Source organism: Pseudomonas sp. No.21 (genome assembly GCF_054558415.1).
In genome coordinates this window covers 55,160-75,601 of record NZ_BAAJNO010000003.1, presented here as the reverse complement: position 1 = coordinate 75,601, position 20,442 = coordinate 55,160, and the positions used below count along the sequence as shown (strand labels likewise).

Below are 20,442 nucleotides of genomic sequence, written 5' to 3'. Positions count from 1 at the left end.
GGCTGTGAAGGAAAAGCGGGCGCAGGTCAGGCGATCAACGCAGCCTGACCTGCGCCCGGCCGTCTCAAAGACCTTGCTTGAGGCTCGCTTCGAGGTACTCGTTCAGATCGCCGTCCAGCACCTTGTCGCAGTCGCTGCGCTCGACGCCGGTACGCAGGTCCTTGATGCGCGACTGGTCGAGCACGTAGGAACGGATCTGGTGGCCCCAGCCGATATCGGACTTGGTGTCTTCCAGCGCCTGGGAGGCGGCGGTGCGCTTCTGCATCTCCTGCTCGTACAACCGGGCCCGCAGCATCTTCATGGCGGTGTCCTTGTTGGCGTGCTGGGAGCGTTCGTTCTGGCACGCGACCACCGTGTTGGTCGGTACGTGGGTGATACGTACCGCCGAGTCGGTGGTGTTCACGTGCTGGCCGCCCGCGCCGGAGGAGCGGTAGGTATCGATGCGCAGGTCGGCCGGGTTGATCTCGATCTCGATGTTGTCGTCGATCTCGGGGGAGACGAACACCGCGGTGAACGAGGTGTGGCGACGGTTGCCGGAGTCGAACGGGCTCTTGCGCACCAGGCGGTGCACGCCGATCTCGGTACGCAGCCAACCGAAGGCGTACTCGCCCTTGATGTGCACGGTGGCACCCTTGATGCCGGCGACTTCACCTTCGGACAGCTCGACGATCTCGGCGGCGAAGCCGTTCTTGTCGGCCCAGCGCAGGTACATGCGCAGCAGCATGTTGGCCCAGTCCTGGGCCTCGGTGCCGCCGGAACCGGCCTGGATGTCCAGGTAGGCGTTGTTGGGGTCCATCTCGCCGCTGAACATGCGGCGGAACTCGAGCTTCTCGAGGATCTCGCGCAGGCGTTCGACTTCGGTGGCGACGTCGTTCACGGCGCCTTCGTCGTTCTCCTCGACCGCCATGTCGAGCAGGTCGCGGGAGTCGGCCAGGCCGCCGGTCAGCTCATCCAGGGTCTCGACGATCTGCGCCAGTTGCGAGCGCTCGCGGCCGAGATTCTGGGCGTACTCCGGGTTGTTCCAGACGTTGGGGTCTTCGAGTTCGCGGTTTACTTCGACGAGACGATCATGCTTGTGATCGTAGTCAAAGATACCCCCGAATGGTCTGGGTGCGGTCGGAGAGGTCCTTGATGCTGTTCAGGATCGGGTTGATTTCCATGGCTGGAAGCGCTCTCAGGCAAAACTTTCGGAAAAGCCGGCGAGTATACCCGACTCGAAACCGGCCGGGCAGCCCGCCCGACCACTGTCCGCGCTAGAGCGCTTCGGCCACCGTCACCGCCCGCCAGGGCCCGGTGGAGGCGCCGCTGAGCGCCGCCCAGTACCAGGCGGAATTGTCGCTGAAGCTCTGCCCGGCGGCGTCCTCGATGTACTCGCAGACCTGCTGCGCCGGCCCACGCCCCTCGGCGACGAAACAGCGCTGCAGCCCGCGGTTGCCGGGTCGCTGGCGCAAGGCGATGGCGCGAATCACGTAACCCAGGCCCTGGTAGCAGTCGGCAGCCGGGTGCAGCTTGCGCGTGGGCGCCGTGACATGGCGCAGGGTGACCACCCGCGAGCCCGTGCTGAAGCGGGCGATGGCGCCGGGGAACTGCTCGGCGAAGCGCTGCTCCACCTTCGAGAGTGCCAGGGGGCGCAGCCGTTCGCCGTCGAAGCGCTGCGGCCATTCGACGAAGGCCGAGTCCGGCGACGCCTCCACGACAGCCCGCCCCGGCAGCGCGGCCAGCCCCAGCAACAGGAACGCCCCGGCCACCAGAGCGCGACCGCCCTGCCAGGGCGACGCCGTGGCCACGCTCGCCGCCGGCAGCGGCACGCCTGCACCCTGCCCTGCCGCCACGGTGCGCAGCACCAGCGCGCAGACGCCGACGAACACCACCAGCCCGGTGGCCTCGTGCATCCAGCCGGGCCAGCCCGCCTGCCCGGTCTCCTGCAGCACCAGCAGGGTGTTGCGCAGGCTGTTGCCCCCCAGCACCAGCAGCCCGATCCACGGCAGGCGTCGCAGGAGTTGCCCGTCGCCGAGGCGCAGCCAGGCGGCAGTGGCGAAGGCCGTGAAGTAGGCCACCCAGGCCATGTGCACGCCCGAGCAGGGCGCATCCACCATCACCAGTTGCCCGCCCACTTCCAGCGCCGTGCCCTGGCGCAGCACCTCCCGCCCCAGCCCGCGCAGCAGCCAGAGGCTGGCTTCGGCGGTGACCAGGCGCAGCGGATAGCCGGCGAAGAACTGCAGCGACGAGAGGATCGGCAGCGCCAGCAACCCCAGCCCCAGCCATGCCAGCACCGGCTGGCCCGGGCGGCGCAGCGCCAGGGTGGTGGCGATCACCGCCAGCACCGCGAGCACGCCACGCCCCAGCGCCGGGATCAGCGCGCTGCCGAGGAGCGCCAGCCCCAGCGACACCAGCAACCACCCGCGCCGGGGCACCGCCGAAAAGCCCCGGCGCTCACGCCCCAGGCCCAGCAGCAGGGCGATCAGCGCAACCACCCCGTAGGGGTCGTCCGAGCCGTCGCCCATGCGCCGCAAGCTCCACAGCCACACCGGCCACAGCGCCAGCACCGGTGGCAGCAGCCAGGCCCAGCCCGGCAGTGCGCGAGCCTTCACCCCCGCACCTGGCGGCGCGTCGCCCAGCCCATGCCCAGCAACGCCAGTGCCAGCATCGCCCAGGTGCCCGGCTCCGGCGTGCTCGATACCTGCAGGGCGGCGGTGGCGGGAGCCGCGCCGGCGGTGCCGATGGCCTGCGCACTCACACCCTGGGGCAACGGCAGCGGCTGCTTGACCGTGGTGCTGCCGGCGGGGTCGGGGTTACGCACCACCTGGTCCACCGCGATGAACGAGGTGTAGGGGGTCAGCAGGCCGTACTTCAGACCGAGGTCGAGGATCTGCTGGCTGTAGCCGAAGCCGCCGTCCAGGCTTTCCTGGTCCACCAGCGAGGCGATGCGGTGCCGCGCCCACAGATGGGTCAACGCCTGGTCACCCTCGATCACCTTGCCCGCCTCGATCGGCACCTCGGTGCGCCACGGGCCGCTGGCGGCCATACCTTCGGCCTGCAGCACGCCACGGGGCTCGCCGCGCCACTTGCCGAACATCACCAGCGGGCGCTGGGCGAACAGGTCCGGCAGCGCCACCGGTTCGACGTCGTAGGTTTCCAGGCCGCTGAACGACAGCTTCGGGTGCACCAGCACGGGCGAGTCGATCATCCGCCGCAGGCGCTCGGCTTCGGCCTGCGCCGAGCTGTCGTCGAGCACCACGAAGGGCTCGCCCTGCCCGGCCCGGGCCAGGCCCTCGATCAGCTCGCGGTTCACCGAGCTGCCGATGCCGAAGGCGAACAGGTTGGCCTTGCCGAGGTTCTTGCGCACCAGCTCGAAGGCCTCGGTTTCCACCGTCACGTAGCCATCGGTGACCACCACGAAGCTGCGCGAGCGCTCGGCATCCGCCGGCATCGCCAGCGCCTGGCGCAAGGCCGGCAGCAGCTCGGTGCCGCCGCTGCCCATCTGGGTGTCGAGCATCACCAGCGCCTGCTCGATGTTGGCCTTGGTGGCTGGCTGCGACTGCGGCGCCAGCAGGCTGCTGCTGCCGGAGAACAGCAGCACGTTGAAGCTGTCCACCGGGCGCAGGCCGCCGACCAGGCGGCGCAGCAGGACCTTGGTGGTATCCAGCGGGAAGCCGTGCATGGAGCCGGAGATATCCACCACGAAGATGTACTCGCGCGGCACGATGCTGCCGGGCTTCACCGCGGCCGGCGGCGCCACCATGGCCAGGAAGAAGTTCTCCTCGGCGCCACGGGCGAGCAGCACGCCGCTCTCGAACACCTCGCTGCCCAGGCGGTAGTCGAGGATGAAGTCGCGGTCGTTGCCCGGCCCCTGCCCCTCCTCCAGGGTCACCCGGGTGTGCCGGGGCGCGACCACCTGCCGGACGATGCGATGGGTGCGCGAGGCGACCTCGCCGATGGCGGTGGGCGACTGCAGGTCGACCTGCATCGAGAAGGCGCTGCGACCGGGGTCGCCCTCGGCCAGGTGCGGCGTGGAGCTCCACGCCTCGGCCTTGTGGCTCTCCTGCCCCGGCGCGCCGTTGTAGCGCGGCCCGACCACGGTCGGGAAGACGAAGTGGTAGGTGCCGTCGGTGGGCAGCAGCAGCTCGGTGTAGCGCAGCTCCACGTCCACCACGTCGCCCGGGAGGATATTGGCCACGCTCATCTGGAACACATTGGCGCGCTCCTGCTCCAGCAGCGCGGCGGTCTTGCCAGCGCTCTTCGCCTCCTGGTACTCGCGCTGGGCGCTCTGCTTCTCGCGGATCTGCGCCTGCAGCTCACGGTCGCCCAGGCGCACGGTCAGGCCGTGCACCGCCGCACGGGTGGAGCCGGGGAACACATAGCGCGCCTCCAGGGCCCGCGCCCCCTCGTTGCGGTACTGCTGGATGACCTTGACGTTGGCGATCACGCCCAGCACCTGCACCTCCACGCGGGTGGACTTCAGCGGCAGGCCGTCGACGCCCGGCTCGGCGTTGTCCACGGCGAAATAGGGGCTCTCGCCGCGCTCCGAGGCATCCTCGGCCAGGCACGGTGCCACGCCGACCAGGGCGAGGAACAACGCCAGCAGCCAGCGGCCGGGCGAAAGGGAAGGCAGGGACAGGCGATACATGCGGCGCACTCCAGGAAAAATGTTCGTGCAGCCATGTTCCCGCCCCTGTGTGGACGCAATTTGCAGCGCCCGTGGAGATTGTGTGGAAATGGCCCCGCCGCCGCTGGGCTAAGCTTTCAGTGCGGCCCCGCAGCCCTCGCCCGCCCTCCGGAGATTCCCCATGCAAGCCACGCACAGCCTGCGCAGCCGTATCGCCCTGCTCGTCGCCCTGCTGGTAGGCGCGCTGTGCTGGCTGCTGGGCACCCTGATCGGCCACGACTCCAGCCTGCGCATGCGCGAGGAGATCGGCCAGGACCTGGCGGAAGTCTCCTTCCAGATGATCGACCGCCTGGACCGCGACATGGCCGACCGCGCCAAGGTGCTGCAGGTGTTCAGCCAGCTGCGCGCATTGCGCCAGCCCGACGACATCGCCCAGGTCCGCGGCCTGCTCGACAGCCTGCAGCACGAACTGCACGAGATCGCCTGGATCGGCTACACCGACCCGGCCGGCACCGTGCTGGCCTCCAGCAACGGCGTACTCGAAGGCGCCAGCCTCAGCCAGCGCCCGGTGTACATCAACGGCATCAAGGGCCTGTTCATCGGCGACGTGCACGAAGCCGTGCTGCTGGCCAAGCTGCTGCCCAACCCCACCGGCGAGGCGATGAAGTTCGTCGACATCGCCATGCCGGTGAAGGGCCTGGACGGCGCCACGGTCGGGGTGCTCGCCTCGCACCTGTCCTGGGCCTGGGCCGACGATGTGCGCCGCTCGCTGCTCGAACCCATGCAGCAACGGCGCAAGGTCGAGTTCTTCATCATCGGCAGCGACCGCACCGTGCTCCTCGGCCCGCGCGCCATGATCGGTCAGCGCCTGCACCTGGCCGCCCTCGACCAGGGCGACACCCACTACTGGCGGGTTCAGGAATGGCCCGATGGCGGCACCTGGCTCACCGGTTTCGCCCGCAGCACCGGCTACCAGGACTACAAGGGCCTGGGCTGGACGGTGATCGCCCGGCAATCGGTCGAGGAAGCCTTCGCCCCCTCGGTGGAACTGCAGCGCGACATCTATATCTGGGGCGCGGCCCTGGCGGTGATCTTCGCCTTCATCGGCTGGGTCCTGGCCGGGCGCATCACCCGGCCGCTGCGGGAGATCGCCGCCGCGGCGGACCGCCTGCGAGCCGGCGAGATCGCGGTGATACCCGACGACCAGGGCACCCGCGAGATCCGCACCCTCAGCCAATCGATCCGCCAGTTGGTGGAAAGCCTGACCCAGCAGCAGAACGCCCTGGGCCTGATGGAAAGCCTCGCCCACCACGACCCGCTCACCGGCCTGCCCAACCGCACCGCCCTGGAAAAACACCTGCCCCGCGTGCAGCAGCGCAGCCAGCTGGGCAAGAGCTCCCTGGCCCTGCTCTACCTCGACCTGGACGGTTTCAAGCCGGTCAACGACAACCACGGCCACTCGGTGGGCGACCAGGTACTGCGCGAGGCCGCCGCCCGCATGCGCGCCAGCCTGCGCGAAGGCGACCTGGTGGCGCGGCTTGGCGGGGACGAGTTCCTGATGATCCTCCAGGTCCCGGAAGGCGAGGCCGCCCAGCAGGCCCGCCAGGTGGCGCTGCGTACCCTGCAGTCACTGGGCGACCCCATCCAGCTGGGCGAACTGCGCCTGAACATCGGCTGCAGCATCGGCGGCGCCCTCTGGCCCCAGGACTCCGCGCAATTGGGCGAGGCCCTGGAGCTGGCCGACCAGGCGCTCTACCGCGCCAAGCACGAAGGACGCAACCGGGTGGTGTTCCATGGCGCGCGGCCGCCGCAGGGCGAGCGCTCGGCGTGAAGGCCACGGGAATCGGGGAGACCGGCATTCGCCCCGCGCAGAGCGGCGGCGCCAGATGCCGCCTGGCGACCGAAGTCGCCCCTGCAAGGTCGGCCCACCCTGTGGACCTGATCGATACCTAGGGTGGAGGTCGCCTTTTACCTACACCGGCTTTTTCGAGGCGCCGCATCGACGGGCGTACTGCAAAAGGACGATGCGCCCGGGGAAGACCGTTCGCGAATGAGTCCGCCCCCACGAGAGCGGGGCGGTTCTCCCGGCGGCGCACGAAATGGCTATGTGCCGGGCGCATCGGCAACCAGCCCCACCTGGTTGCGACCGTTGTTCTTGGCCGTGTAGAGCCCCTGGTCGGCGAGATCCACCAGCAACAGCGATACCTGGCCAGCCTTGGGCGTGAGGGTCGAGACGCCGATGCTCACGCTCAGCGAGGCCCCGTCCTGGGGCAGGTCATGGGGGATGGCCAGAGCCTCTACCGCACGCCGTACCTTTTCCGCCAGCAGGCGGGCGCCGCCGCTGGAAGTGCCCGGCAGGACCATGGCGAACTCCTCGCCGCCATAGCGCGCGGCCAGGTCGGAGGAACGCGTGCAGGACTCGCGCAGGGTCTCGGCCACGCGGCGCAGGGCATCATCCCCGGCGACATGGCCGAAGTGATCGTTGTAGCCCTTGAAATAGTCCACATCGATCATCAGCAGGGACAACGAGGTCTGCTCGCGGAAGGCACGGCGCCATTCCATTTCCAGGTACTCGTCGAAGTGACGGCGGTTGGACAGGCCGGTGAGGCCGTCGGAGTTCATCAGCCGCTGCAGCACCAGGTTGGCCTCCAGCAACTGCTGCTGGCTCTCGCGCAGGGCACGGTAGGCCTCGTCGCGCTGTTGCAGGGCGAGGTAGGAGCGCGAGTGGTAGCGGATGCGTGCCACCAGCTCGATGGAGTCGGGCAGCTTGACCAGGTAGTCGTTGGCGCCGGCGGCGAATGCGGTGCTCTTGACCGCGGCGTCGTCACGGGTCGACAGCACGATGATGGGCACGTCACGCAGCTCGGCGGCGGCGCGATAGTCGGCCAGCAGGCTGATGCCGTCCACGCCGGGCATCACCAGGTCCTGGAGGATCACCGTCGGCCTTATCTGCCGGGCGACCTCGACGGCCGTCTGCGGGTCCGCACAGAAATGGAAGTCGATTCCGGCTTCATCGGCCAGGGCGCGGCGCAACGCCTCGCCGATCATCGCCTGATCATCGACCAGCAGCACCATCACCTTGTTCTCGGTAATCGAGTGCATTTCGGCCTGATTGCGATAGGGGTAATGCATAACGTTCTCCGGGCCCACGGGCCTTACGCGACACGCACACTGCATCGAGTGCGCGGCCCATGATAATGCGTGTCACAGGTAGGCCGCCGCCAAAAAATACTGTCGCCCCGGGCAGCCATCATCGCGAGAACGCTTCCACGAGCCTCGGTGCGATCCGCTGCAAGGGCAGGATTTCCACGGCGGCATCCAGCGCTGCCGCCGCCTTGGGCATGCCGTATACGGCGCTGCTCGCCTGGTCCTGGGCAATGGTGAGAAAGCCCCGGTCACGCATGGCCTTGAGCCCCTGCGCACCATCGCGGCCCATGCCGGTGAGCAACACGCCCACCGCATCGCCCCGCCAATGCGCCACCAGGCTGTCGAAGAACACGTCGATGGAAGGCCGGTAGACGTGGCTGCGAGGCTCCTCGGTATAGGCCAGCTCACCATTGCGCAGCAGGCGCATGTGGTTATTGGTGCCCGCCAGCATCACGTGGCCGGGTTGCGGCTGATCGCCCTCGCGAGCCAGGCGCACCGGCAGGCTGGACTCGCTGCCCAGCCACTCGGCCATGCCGGCGGCGAAGGTCTCGTCGACGTGCTGCACCAGCATCACCGCCGGCGCGAAGTCGGCCGGCAACTGCTTGAGCAACTGCGCCAGGGACGCGGGCCCGCCGGCCGAGGCACCGATGGCCACCAACTGCCGGCACGAGGGCTCGCGAGCCCCGCGACTGCCCACGCGCTGCCCGATCAGCCAGCCTATGTTCTGTATCTTGCGCAGCAGTGCCGAGGCGTCGCGCTCGTGGTCGGCGCCCAGGGCGGGCGTGTCCACGGCGTCCAGGGCGCCCTGGCCCATCGCCTCGAACACACGGTGGATGTTCTGCTCCTTGTCGACGGTGACGATGAGGATGGCGCAGGGGGATTGGGCCATGATCCGCCGGGTCGCCTCGGTGCCATCCATCTCCGGCATCAGCAGGTCCATCAGCACCAGGTCCGGGGTGTCTTCCTGGCAGAAACGCACCGCTTCGGCGCCGTTGCCCGCGATCCAGACGATCTGGTGAGCCGGCTCGCGGGCCAGGGCGCGACGCAGCGCCTCGACCGCCAGGGGCATGTCATTGGCGATTCCTATCCTCATCCCTGTGCCTCTCCGATCAGCACGACCACCGCGTCAAGCAACGCCTCGTCGTGGAAACTGGCCTTGGCCAGATAGTAGTCGGCGCCGGCATCCAGGCCACGGCGCCGGTCTTCTTCACGGTCCTTGTAGGACACCACCATCACCGGCAGCGATTGCAGCCGGCTGTCGCGGCGCACCAGGGTCACCAGCTCGATGCCGTCCATGCGCGGCATGTCGATGTCGGTGATCAGCAGGTCGAAGGCTTCCGAACGCAATGCGTTCCAGCCGTCCATGCCATCCACCGCCACCGCCACTTCGTAGCCACGGCCGAGCAGCAGCTTGCGCTCCAGCTCGCGCACGGTGAGCGAGTCATCCACCACCAGCACCCGCTTGCGTCGATGGCCGGCGCCCTGCCGGGACAGGCCGCCGACACGTTCCAGGCGGCCGCTGCCGAGCAGCTTGCCGACCGACTTGAGCATGTCCTCGACATCGAGGATCAGCACCGGCGTGCCATCGTCCAGCAGCGCGCCGGCGGAAACGTCCTGGACCTTGCCCAGGCGCGGGTCCAGCGGCATCACCACCAGGGTGCGCTCGCCGATGAAGCGGTCGACGACGATGCCGTAGAGCGCCTCACGCTCCCGCACCAGCACCACCGCCAGGCCGTCCCCGCCGGCATCGCCCTCCGGGCGTTGCAATATCTGGCTGGCGGCTACCAGGCCGACATGCCGCTCTTCATGCCAGAAATGCTGGCGGCCTTCGAGTTGCACCAAGGCCTCGGCGGGCACGCGGGTCATGCGCTCGATGTGCGCCAGGGGGAAGGCATAGGCCTCGCCGCCGATTTCCACGACCAGGCTGCGTACCACCGACAGGGTCAGCGGCACCTCCAGATGAAAGCGGGTGCCTTCGCCCTGGCGCTGCTCCATGCGCACGCCACCGCGCAACTGACGGACCATGTGCTGCACGGCATCCAGCCCGACACCGCGACCGGACACCTCGGTGACCTGCCCGCGCATGCTGAAGCCGGGCAGGAAGAGGAAGGCCAGCAGTTCCTCCTCGCTCAGTCGCGCGCCGGTCTCGGCGTTGGCGAAGCCGCGTTCGATGACCGCAGCACGCAGGCGCTCCAGGTCGACCCCGGCGCCATCGTCACGCAGCTCCAGCACCAGCATGCCGGCGTGGTGGCGCGCGCTGAGGAGGATGCGCCCTTCCTCCGGCTTGCCACGGGCGATTCGCTGCGCGGGGCTCTCGATGCCATGGTCCACGGCATTGCGCAGCAGGTGGGTGAGCGGCGCTTCGAGCTTCTCCAGCACATCGCGGTCGACCTGGGTGTTCTCGCCTTCTATGTCCAGGCGCACCTGCTTGCCGAGGGAACGGCCGAGATCGCGCAGCATGCGGGCCTGGCCGACGAGCACATCGGCGAACGGGCGCATGCGCGAGGCCAGCGCAGCGTCGTACATCAACTGCGCGCGCTGGCCACCCTGCCAGCCGAACTCATCGAGGTCGGCCATGTGCCGGGCGAGCATCTGCTGGCACTCGCCGAGCAACTGCCTGGCCTCGGCCAGCATGGCGCGGGAGGGGGCGTCCATAGCGTCGTCCTGCACCGCCTCGCGCACCCCGTCGAGCGTGCGTGCCGCGCTGGCCTGCAGGCGCTTGAGGCGCTGCAACGCATCCCCCAGGGGCTTGATGCGCTGGAACTCCACCAGCGACTTGCTGGAGATATCCAGCAGGTGATCGAGGCGTTCGGCGCTCACCCGCAGCACCCGGTCCCGGCTCTCGCCGGTCGCTGGAGCGGATGCCAGGTGCTCCTCCTCGGGTGCCGCCACGGTGGGCAGGACCACGGATTCGGCAACCGGCTCGTAGCGGGCGCCCGGCTCGCGAGGGGCCACGCGCTGCCCGCTGGCCAAGGCCTGCAGACGCTCCACCAGGGCATCGATCTGCGCGCGACCGTCCTTGTCGGCCCAGTCGGCACCCGCCGCCGAGCCCAGGCGCAGCAGCAGGTCGGAGCCCTGCAACAACGCGTCGACATGCTCGGACTGCAACTGCAGGCGCCCCTCCTGGGCGCCCACCAGGCAGTCTTCCATCACGTGGGCGATGCGCACGCCAGCCTCGATGCCGACGATGCGCGCAGCCCCCTTGAGCGAGTGGGCGGCGCGCATGCAGGCTTCGAGCTGGTCGGCCTGGCGCGGGTTGCGCTCCAGCACCATCAGCCCACTACTGAGCACCTGGGTCTGCGCCTCGGCCTCCAGCTTGAACAGTTCCAGCAACGACGCATCGCGCATCTGGTCCGGGGTCATCCGAGGCTCCTGGCGATGGCCTGCTGCAGCATCGCCTCGTCCAGCAGGGTGATACTGCGCCCTCGCCACTGCACCACGCCGGCGGCGAAGGGGCGGGCTACCTGGGCGGTGCCGCGGCCCCCTTCCAGCACGGCGTGCAGGGGGATGGCATGAATCCCGTCGACCTCATCCACCGGCGTCACCACGGGGCCGTCCCCGCTGGCGACGATGAGCATGCGCGGCACCACGCGGCGCTCCGTCACCACGCCGCCCCCCGCTTCCAGGCCAAGCACTTCCACCAGCGACAGGCAGGCGACCAGCGCGCCGCGCACGTTGGTTACCCCGAGCAGGCCGAGGGAGCGCTGGTGCGGCAGGGAGTGGATCAACGACTGGGGCGCCACTTCGACCAGCTGTCGCGTGGCGAGCCCCAGCCAGGCGTCCCCGAGACGGAAGACCAGCGTCGAACGGGTCTCGCCGAGGTCCTCCTCAGCGGACGCCTGCTCCTCTTCCACCTCGCGGTGCAGCGCATAGCGGTCCAGCAGCCGGGTGGCCGCCAGCGCATGCACCTCGCAGTTGCGGCAGTGGATATGCGCCTGCAGGCGTTCGCAGCTCTTGTCGCCGTGCACGCCGATACGGTTCCAGCAGTCGTCGATGGGCGCCTGCGTGCTGTCGTCGAGGCGTATGACGCGGCTATCGATCATGGTCGCTCACTCCACGGCTGGCGCGCTCTTGCAACCGCCTGGCCCCCGCCAGGTCGCCGCGCGCGGCGAGCAGCGCCGCCAGGTGGGCCAGGGCCTCGGCATGCCCGGGCTCCAGGTAGAGGGTCTTGCGGTAGTAGTCCTGCGCCTCGCGCTGCTGGCCGGCCACATCGCAGAGCAGGCCCAGCCAGTAGAACACCGCCGCCGAAGGGCCATGGGCGGCCAGGTGGCGCTCGCAGGCGGCGCGGGCCTCGATGCTGTTGCCGCCGTTGGCCAGCCGGGCGATCTCCAACAGCTCGCCAGCGGCCTCCTGGCCGCGCCCGACCGGTGCCGGGCGCGGGGCAACGGGCGCCGGGCGGAACGCTGGCGGGGCAGCCCTTCGTGGGGCAGGGGCCGGGGCAGGCACCGGAGCGGAAGCGACCCGTGGACTCGGCGCGACGGCGCGTGGCGCCCTGGCCACGCCCGCCAGGAACACGAAAGACTGCGGCAGATCCAGCGCACGCATGCCGTCCTGGCTCAGCAGGCTGGCTTCGGCAGGACCGACGAACAGCGCCCCGTCAGGACACATCAGACGCTTGAGCACCGCCAACACCTGGCTTTGGGTGGGCCGGTCGAAGTAGATCAGCAGGTTGCGACAGAACACGAAGTCATAGGGCGCCTCGCCCGCCAACAGGCCCGGCCCCAGCAGGTTGCCGTGGCGGAAGTTCACCTTGCGCCGGACCTGCTCGGTGAGGACGTGGCCCTCCTCGACGGCCAGGAAGTGGCGATCACGGAAGCCCAGTTCCTCGCCACGGAACGAGTTGCGCCCGTAGACGGCCTGGCGCGCGCGCTCCAGCACCTTCTCGCTGACGTCCAGCGCATCCACCTGGAATAGTGCCGGGGCAAAGCCTGCATCGAGCAGCGCCATGACGATGGAGTACGGCTCCTCGCCACTGGAGCAGGGCAGGCTCAGCACCCGCAGCGGGCGCCCGGAGGCGAGGCGCGGCAGGCGCTCGAAGGCCAGCCGGGCCAGGGCCACGAAAGACTCGGGGTAGCGGAAGAACCAGGTCTCGGGGACCACGACGGCCTCGACCAGGGCCTGCTGCTCGCCGTGGGACGATTCCAGGCTCAGCCAGTACTCGTCCACGTCCCGGCAACCACTGGCCTGCATGCGCAGGCGTATGGCGCGCTCCACCAGCTCGCGGCCGACCGATTCGACGTCAAGGCCGATGCGCTCCTTGAGCAGACGCTCGAAGCGCGGGGTCATGATGCGGCCTCCGCATCGGCCGGGAACAGCAGCGCGCGTGCCTCTTCACCGAGCAGCTCGGCGATCTCGACACGCTGCACCAGCCCTTGTGCAGTGCGGAAAACCGGCCCCAGGTAACGCGCCTCGCCCCCATCCAGCCCGTAGTCCTGGAACGCCTCGGGTTGGCAGCGCAGGGTCTCGGTGGCCTGCTCCAGGACCAGGCCGAGGCTATGTCCGGCGTAGCGCACCATCACCAGCCGGGTACTGGTACGCGGGCGGGCGGGCTCGTCGAAAGCCAGGGCGCCGAGATCCAGAACCGGCACTGGTGTACCGCGCCAGTCGAAGACGCCGGCCACCCAGGCAGGCGCCTCGGGCAGGCGCTTGAGACGGCGCAGGGGCATCACCTCCAGCACGTCGCGTACGTCCAGGGCATAGCGGTCGCTGCCCATGCCGAACAGCAGGTAGAGCTGCCCACGACGGGGCTGCTGGCCAGTCGCGCGGGTCGTCATCTCAGACCTTGAAGCGGCTGACGCCGGCCCGCAGGCCCTGGGCGACGTGGTTGAGCTCATCGATCGCGGAGCTGGCCTGGCGCAGGGACTCCACCGTCTGCCCCGAAGCCTCGCCCAGCTGCACCAGGGCCTGGTTGATCTGTTCGGCGCCGGTGGATTGCGCCTGCATGCCTTCGTTGACCATCTGCACACGCGGCGCCAGGGCCTGCACCTGCTGGATGATCTGCGACAGCTGCTCGCCGACCTGGCCGACCTCGGACATGCCGCGGCGCACCTCCTCGGAGAACTTGTCCATGCCCATCACCCCGGCGGAGACGGCAGACTGGATCTCGCGCACCATCTGCTCGATGTCGTAGGTGGCCACGGCCGTCTGGTCGGCCAGGCGGCGCACCTCGGTCGCCACCACGGCGAACCCGCGGCCGTATTCGCCGGCCTTCTCCGCCTCGATGGCGGCGTTGAGGGAAAGCAGGTTGGTCTGATCCGCGACCTTGACGATGGTGGTGACCACCTGGTTGATGTTGCCGGCCTTCTCGTTGAGGATCGCCAGCTTGGCGTTGACCAGGTCGGCGGCGCCCATCACCTGGTGCATGGTCTCCTCCATTCGCGCCAGGCCCAGCTGGCCGGAGCCGGCCAGGGTGGAGGTCTGCTCGGCGGCGCCGGAAACCTCGGTCATGGTGCGCACCAGGTCCCGCGACGTGGCGGCGATCTCACGTGACGTGGCACCGATTTCCGTAGTGGTGGCCGCCGTCTCGGTGGCGGTTGCCTGCTGCTGGCGCGTGGTCGCGGCAATCTCGGTCACCGAGGTGGTGACCTGCACCGAGGACCGCTGGGCCTGGGATACCAGGCTCTTCAACTCCTCCGCCATGCTGTTGAAGCCCGTCTCGATGGAGTCGAACTCATCCTTGCGGCCAAGGTGCAGGCGCGCGGTGAGATCGCCCGAGGCGAGCGCCTGGAGGTTCTGCACCACGCGCTGCACCGGCTCGGTGATGGCCCGCACCAGCAAGGCTCCACAGACGAAAGCGGCGGCGACGGCCAGGAGCACCGAGACGATCATGCTCAGCTCGGCATTGCGCGCGGCGTCGACGATGTTGCCGGTCGCCTCCTCGGCGGTCTTGCGGTTGTAACTGATGAGCTCGGTCAGGCCATTGCGTCCGTCGTTCCACAGCTTGGTGAGGTCGCCGGTGAGCAGCGAGCGGGCTTCGCCCAGTCGCTTCTGCTGGTGCAACTCGATAACCGTGGAAAGGACCGCGTCATAGCGCTTGCGGCTCTGGTTGAAGCTCTCCAGGAGCGCCAGGTCGTTGTCGTCGCGGACGGTCTTGCGGTAGTCGGCCACGACACCGTCGAGCCGTTCGTCGAGCAGGCGCAGGTTGTCCAGGTCGACCTTCTCCAGCGGCTGGTCGGAGGCACCCACGCGCTCCAGGGTCTGGATGAACACATCGGTCCAGGCACTGCGTACCTGGGTGATGAGGAACATGCCGGGCATGGCGTCCTGCGCCAGGCGCTCCGCCCCCTTCTGCACCGTGAACAAGCGCATATAGGAAGTGACGGCCATGAGCACCATGATCGCGATGATGATGGCGAAACTCGCCTGGATTCTTAGCCGCACCGACCAGTTCTTCACGTAGACCCCCGCTTGCCAGACCTTGTCGCTTACCGCGCCGGACATCGCGCGCGTCATTGAGCGGCGACTCTAGAGACTCGCCCCACGTCCTTGCAAGACAAAGCGCAACGGGGCATCGGCCCTTTGGCGGGCCCGCCTGGAAGTCTGGCAGAAACGAGAAATCGTGCCGGGCGTGTTGGGGGGATGGGCGGTGCCACAGCCGAGCAAGGCCATCGCCATTCGGCGAGCACCGCGAAGCCCATCATGGGTGTCAGGGCCCGGCTCCGCCTGGTGGAGGCCAAGGGCGACCTCCACCCTACGCAGCGGTCATGCCCACCCGCCGGGCGCTGCAGGGGCGACTTCAGTCGCCCAACGGCGCACAGCGGCCCCCTGCAGGAGCCAGTTCATTCGCGATCGGACGTGCAGGCACCTCTGCAGGGACCTAGCTGCCCTGCAATTCCTGGCGGACCTGCCCTTCCAGCTCGGCCTTGAGCGCGGGGTCGAGCTTGAGCTGGCGGGCCAGCTCGTCGAGGTAGGCGCGCTCCATGAAGTGCTCCTCGTCCACCATCAGCACGCTGGCGAGGTACATCTCCGCGGCCATTTCCGGCGTGCGTGCGGCACGGGCCACGTCGGCGGGGTCCAGCGGCTTGTTCAACTCCAGCTCCAGCCAGGACTGCAGCTCGGCATCCCGGGTCAGCTTGCCCAGCTCGCCTTCGATCAGCTGGCGCTCGCGGGCGTCGACATGGCCATCGGCCTTGGCCGCCGCCACGAGCGCCTTGAGGATGGCCTGGCTGTGCTGCTCGGCCTGGGGCGCAGGCAGGCGGTCGAGGGTCTGCGGCTCGCCCTGGGGCGCGTTGGCCTGCTTGGCCTGCCAGTTGCCGTAGGCCTTGTAGGCCAGCACGCCCAGCGCGGCCAGGCCGCCATAGGTCAATGCCTTGCCGCCCAGCTTGCGGGCGCTCTTGTTGCCCAGCAGCAGGCCCAGCGCACCGGCCGCCAGCGCGCCGCCACCGGCGCCGCCGAGCAGGCTGCCGAGGTTGCCGCCCACGCCGCCGGAGCCACCGCCTGTGAAGCCGCCGGACTTGCCGCCGGTCTTCTGTTGCAGCAGGTCCTGGCCGGATTTGAGCAGTTGATCGAGCAATCCACGGGTGTTCATCACAACCTCCTTCGGTGGGCGAATCTTCTGATGGACTGCACTCTAGCCGCCGAGTTTCCAGGCACGTGAGCGCCGGATTGCTTCGGGATATTGCCGCTGCGCCGGCCCCGCCCCGACCGCCGGACTGACATCAGGCCCATCCTGCAAAAGACAAGAAGCATTCGATAAAAAAGAATCACCCACTCGATTTTCGATAAACCATACTGTCGCGCAGCATTTCCACCTGCGGAAACCCGCCCCATGATGACCCTGCGCCAGATCCGCCACTTCATCGCCGTCGCCGAGACGGGCTCCATCTCCGCCGCCGCACAGGCGGTGTTCATCTCCCAGTCCACCCTGACCCTGGCCATCCAGCAGCTGGAGGAGGAGATCGGCGTCAGCCTGTTCAACCGCCACGCCAAGGGCATGTCCCTGACCCACCAGGGCCACCAGTTCCTGCGCCAGGCGCACCTGATCCTGGCGACCGTGGACAACGCCAAGCGCAGCCTGCAGCAGAGCACCGACCAGGTGGCCGGCAGCCTCACCATCGGCGTGACCAGCCTGGTGGCCGGCTACTACCTGGCCGACCTGATCACCCGCTTCCAGCGCGCCTACCCCAACGTGAAGACCCGCGTGGTGGAGGACGAGCGCCCCTATATCGAACACCTGCTGGTGAGCGGCGAGATCGATGTCGGCGTGCTCATCCTCTCCAACCTGGAGGACCGCCACGCCCTGCAGACCGAGGTCCTCACCCACTCGCCCCACCGCCTCTGGCTGCCCGCCCAGCACCCGCTGCTGGAGCACGACAGCATCAGCCTGGCGGACGTAGCCGGCGAGCCGCTGATCCAGCTCAACGCCGACGAGATGGGCCTGCACACCCAGCGCATCTGGTCCCGCGCCGGGCTCACGCCCCAGGTGACCCTGCGCACCGCCTCGGTGGAAGCGGTGCGCAGCCTGGTGGCGGCCGGGCTCGGCCTGTCCATCCAGCCGGACATGACCTACCGCCCCTGGTCCCTGGAGGGCGACATCATCGAGGCGCGCCCGCTGGTGGACCTGGGCGAACCGCTGGACGTGGGCCTGGCCTGGCGTCGCGGCACGGCGCGGCCGGCACTGGTGGACCCCTTCCTCACCCTGGCCCGCGAACAGCCGAACGCCCGCAAGCCTTCGATTTAATCGAACGCCACTTTCAATATTTAGAATTTGTCGACCTCAAGCCCGCCCACTAGGCTCTGCTTCCTATAAAGAGAGTCATGCCGGGCGCCGCCAGGAGCACAGCCATGACTGAAGAACAAAAACCCAGGAAGAAAAGAGCCCCGAAGATGGCCGGCACTGCGAGCACGCCCACCCTGCATTCCCATTTGCTGATCGGAGGCCAACTGGTCATCGGTGAAGGCCTGGCCGAGCCCATCCTCAACCCCGCCACCGGGGAAACCCTGATCACCATCGCCGAAGCCTCCATCGAGCAGGTGGAAGCCGCCGTCTTCGCCGCGCACAAGGCCTTCGCCGGCTGGTCCCGCACCACACCCGCGCAGCGCGCCGCCGCCCTGCTGGCCATCGCCGATGCGGTGGAGGCCAATGCCGAGCAACTGGCCCGCCTGGAATCCCTGAACTGCGGCAAGCCGCTGCACCTGGCGCGCCAGGACGACATTTCCGCCACCGCCGACGTGTTCCGCTTCTTCGCCGGTGCCGTGCGCTGCCAGCAAGGCCAGCTCGCCGGCGAGTACGTGCCCGGCCACACCAGCATGGTGCGCCGCGACCCGGTGGGCGTGGTCGCCTCCATCGCGCCCTGGAACTACCCCCTGATGATGGCCGCCTGGAAGATCGCCCCGGCGCTGGCGGCGGGCAACACCCTGGTGTTCAAGCCCTCCGAACACACCCCGCTGTCGATCCTGGCCCTGGCCCCCGCCCTCGCGGAAATCCTCCCGGCCGGGGTGATCAACATCGTCTCCGGCGGCGGCGAAGGCGTCGGCAGCCACCTGGTCAGCCACCCCAAGGTGCGCATGGTGTCGCTCACCGGCGACATCGTCACCGGGCAGAAGATCCTCCAGACCGCAGCCCGCACCCTCAAGCGCACCCACCTGGAGCTGGGCGGCAAGGCGCCGGTGATCGTCTGCAACGACGCCGACCTCGAGGCCGTGGTCCAGGGCGTGCGCGCCTACGGCTACTACAACGCCGGGCAGGACTGCACCGCCGCCTGCCGCATCTATGCCCAGGCCGGCATCCATGACCGCCTCGTCAGTGAACTGGGCGACGCTGTTTCCAGCCTGCGCTTCGCTCGCAAGCGCGACCAGGACAACGAGATCGGCCCGCTGATCAGCTCGCGCCAGCGCGACCGCGTGGCCAGCTTCGTCGAGCGCGCCCTCGGCCAGCCGCACATCGAGCGCGTCACCGGTGCCGCCGTGCATTCCGGCGCCGGCTTCTACTACCAGCCCACCCTGCTGGCCGGCTGCAAGCAGGGCGACGAGATCGTCCAGCGCGAAGTGTTCGGCCCGGTGGTGACCGTGACCCGCTTCGACCAGCTCGACCAGGCGCTGGACTGGGCCAACGACTCCGAGTACGGCCTGGCTTCCTCGGTGTGGACGCAGAACCTCGACAAGGCCTTCCAGCTGGCCAACCGCCTGCAGTACGGCTGCACCTGGATCAACACCCATTTCACCCTGGCCAGCGAGATGCCCCACGGCGGGCTGAAGCGCTCCGGCTATGGCAAGGACCTGTCCAGCGACTCGTTGCAGGACTACAGCGTGGTGCGCCACATCATGGCGCGCCACGGCCAGGACTTCTAAAACAACAAAGGCCGGAAGGCCCGCGAAACGACGTTCAACTGCCCCGACCAATAACTAGTCAACAAGAGGGAACATCAATGTCCGCGCGCAAAACCGCTCTGCTCAGTGCGCTCTCCACCGCCCTGCTGGCCAGCGCCAGCCTGCAGGCCGCCGAGCCTCTGAAACAAGTCGGCACTGGCGAAGGCCAGCTCGACATTATCGCCTGGCCCGGCTACATCGAACGCGGCCAGACCGACAAGAACTACGACTGGGTCAGCCAGTTCGAGCAGGACAGCGGCTGCAAGGTCAACGTCAAGACCGCCGCCACCTCCGACGAGATGGTCAGCCTCATGGCCAAGGGCGGCTACGACCTGGTCACCGCCTCCGGCGACGCCTCGCTGCGCCTGATCTACGGCAAGCGCGTGCAGCCGATCAACACCGCGCTGATCCCCAACTGGAAGAACCTCGACGAGCGCCTGAAGGACGCACCCTGGTACACGGTGGACGGCCAGCACTACGGCTCGCCCTACCAGTGGGGCCCCAACGTGCTGATGTACAACACCAACACCTTCAAGGAAGCGCCCACCAGCTGGGCGACCCTCTTCGAAGCCCAGGACCTGCCCGACGGCAAGGCCAACAAGGGCCGCGTGCAGGCCTACGACGGCCCGATCTACATCGCCGACGCCGCCCTCTACCTGAAGGCCACCCAGCCGGCCCTGGGCATCCAGGACCCCTACGAGCTGAACGAAGAGCAGTACAGCGCCGTGCTCGACCTGCTGCGCAAGCAGCACGCGCTGATCCACCGCTACTGGCACGACACCACGGTGCAGATGAGCGACTTCAAGAACGAAGGCGTGGTCGCCTCCAGCGCCTGGCCGTACCAGGTCAACGCCCTGCAGCTGGAGAAGCAGCCGATCGCCTCCGTGGTACCGAAGGAAGGTGCCACCGGCTGGGCCGACACCACCATGCTGCACGCCGAGGCCAAGCACCCCAACTGCGCCTACAAGTGGATGAACTGGTCCCTGGAACCCAAGGTCCAGGGTGACGTCGCCGCCTGGTTCGGCTCCCTTCCCGCCGTTCCCGCCGGCTGCAAGGCCAGCGAGCTGCTCGGTGCCGAAGGCTGCGCCACCAACGGCTTCGACCAGTTCGACAAGATCGCCTTCTGGAAGACCCCGCAGGCCCAGGGCGGCAAGTTCGTGCCCTATAGCCGCTGGACCCAGGACTACATCGCCATCATGGGCGGCAGGTAATTCACCGGGTCCCGGCATCGCGAGGATGACGAGGCGAGGCGCGGAATCACGCCATGGCACCGTCATTCCCGCGAACGCGGGAACCCACTGGACAGCCTCCTCCGTTTGAGTGGGCCCCCGCATTCGCGAGGATGACCAGGCACGGAACCGCTCCGTTGCCCGATCACCCCC

The 20,442-nt window shown here is 68.7% G+C and carries 15 protein-coding genes; 4 read left to right on the top strand and 11 right to left on the bottom strand.

The window, feature by feature from the left end; translation table 11 throughout:
• Positions 1–64: 64 nt before the first annotated feature.
• From prfB to ACYJSS_RS05960, 3 genes are all read right to left on the bottom strand, one after another.
• Positions 65–1,160 (bottom strand): peptide chain release factor 2 gene (gene prfB, locus ACYJSS_RS05970; RefSeq protein WP_111262305.1). Its coding sequence is split into 2 segments (ribosomal slippage): positions 65–1,087 and positions 1,089–1,160, totalling 1,095 coding nucleotides; the frame shifts between segments, so codons are not numbered across the junction.
• 93 nt (positions 1,161–1,253) lie between these two features.
• Positions 1,254–2,591: an exosortase Q gene (gene xrtQ / locus ACYJSS_RS05965; RefSeq protein WP_111262306.1), complete on the bottom strand. Its 1,338-nt coding sequence runs from the start codon at positions 2,589–2,591 to the stop codon at positions 1,254–1,256.
• Entirely contained in the window at positions 2,588–4,627 is a 2,040-nt protein-coding gene (locus ACYJSS_RS05960) for a VIT and vWA domain-containing protein (protein ID WP_111262307.1), read from the bottom strand. Before ACYJSS_RS05960 ends, xrtQ begins: the two co-directional genes overlap by 4 nt.
• 160 nt (positions 4,628–4,787) lie before the next feature.
• On the opposite strand from ACYJSS_RS05960, the gene ACYJSS_RS05955 reads away from it, so the two are divergent.
• Entirely contained in the window at positions 4,788–6,437 is a 1,650-nt protein-coding gene (locus ACYJSS_RS05955) for a GGDEF domain-containing protein (RefSeq protein ID WP_111262308.1), read from the top strand.
• Positions 6,438–6,709: 272 nt separating this feature from the next.
• Here ACYJSS_RS05955 and ACYJSS_RS05950 read toward each other — a convergent pair whose 3' ends face one another.
• From ACYJSS_RS05950 to ACYJSS_RS05915, 8 genes are all read right to left on the bottom strand, one after another.
• On the bottom strand, positions 6,710–7,738 hold the full coding sequence (locus ACYJSS_RS05950; protein WP_111262309.1) for a diguanylate cyclase: 1,029 nt from the start codon (positions 7,736–7,738) through the stop codon (positions 6,710–6,712).
• Positions 7,739–7,856: 118 nt separating this feature from the next.
• Complete coding sequence (gene cheB, locus ACYJSS_RS05945) at positions 7,857–8,846, bottom strand: chemotaxis response regulator protein-glutamate methylesterase (protein ID WP_111262310.1); 990 nt, start codon at positions 8,844–8,846, stop codon at positions 7,857–7,859.
• Positions 8,843–11,116 carry a hybrid sensor histidine kinase/response regulator gene (locus ACYJSS_RS05940; protein WP_111262311.1) on the bottom strand — a complete coding sequence of 758 codons (2,274 nt, stop codon included), beginning with the start codon at positions 11,114–11,116 and terminating at the stop codon, positions 8,843–8,845. Before ACYJSS_RS05940 ends, cheB begins: the two co-directional genes overlap by 4 nt.
• On the bottom strand, positions 11,113–11,796 hold the full coding sequence (locus ACYJSS_RS05935; protein ID WP_111262312.1) for a chemotaxis protein CheW: 684 nt from the start codon (positions 11,794–11,796) through the stop codon (positions 11,113–11,115). Before ACYJSS_RS05935 ends, ACYJSS_RS05940 begins: the two co-directional genes overlap by 4 nt.
• A complete protein-coding gene (locus ACYJSS_RS05930; protein ID WP_111262313.1) occupies positions 11,786–13,039 on the bottom strand; it encodes a CheR family methyltransferase in 1,254 nt (417 codons plus the stop codon). The genes ACYJSS_RS05935 and ACYJSS_RS05930 overlap by 11 nt, the downstream gene beginning before the upstream one ends.
• The gene (locus ACYJSS_RS05925; RefSeq protein ID WP_111262314.1) at positions 13,036–13,527 is read right to left on the bottom strand and encodes a chemotaxis protein CheW; all 492 of its coding nucleotides are present in this window, start codon (positions 13,525–13,527) and stop codon (positions 13,036–13,038) included. Before ACYJSS_RS05925 ends, ACYJSS_RS05930 begins: the two co-directional genes overlap by 4 nt.
• Position 13,528: 1 nt before the next feature.
• Positions 13,529–15,148 (bottom strand): methyl-accepting chemotaxis protein, encoded by a 1,620-nt coding sequence (locus ACYJSS_RS05920; protein ID WP_111262337.1) that lies wholly within the window; start codon positions 15,146–15,148, stop codon positions 13,529–13,531.
• Between the two features lie 421 nt (positions 15,149–15,569).
• Entirely contained in the window at positions 15,570–16,280 is a 711-nt protein-coding gene (locus ACYJSS_RS05915; protein WP_111262315.1) for a tellurite resistance TerB family protein, read from the bottom strand.
• 240 nt (positions 16,281–16,520) lie between these two features.
• On the opposite strand from ACYJSS_RS05915, the gene ACYJSS_RS05910 reads away from it, so the two are divergent.
• The 3 genes from ACYJSS_RS05910 to ydcS all read left to right on the top strand — a co-directional run bounded on the left by ACYJSS_RS05910 (position 16,521) and on the right by ydcS (position 20,271).
• Complete coding sequence (locus tag ACYJSS_RS05910) at positions 16,521–17,432, top strand: LysR family transcriptional regulator (protein WP_021217177.1); 912 nt, start codon at positions 16,521–16,523, stop codon at positions 17,430–17,432.
• Positions 17,433–17,536: 104 nt separating this feature from the next.
• A complete protein-coding gene (locus tag ACYJSS_RS05905) occupies positions 17,537–19,042 on the top strand; it encodes a gamma-aminobutyraldehyde dehydrogenase (RefSeq protein ID WP_111262316.1) in 1,506 nt (501 codons plus the stop codon).
• Positions 19,043–19,119: 77 nt separating this feature from the next.
• Positions 19,120–20,271, top strand: coding sequence for a putative ABC transporter substrate-binding protein YdcS (ydcS, locus tag ACYJSS_RS05900; protein ID WP_111262317.1), 1,152 nt, complete (start codon positions 19,120–19,122; stop codon positions 20,269–20,271).
• Positions 20,272–20,442: the final 171 nt, after the last annotated feature.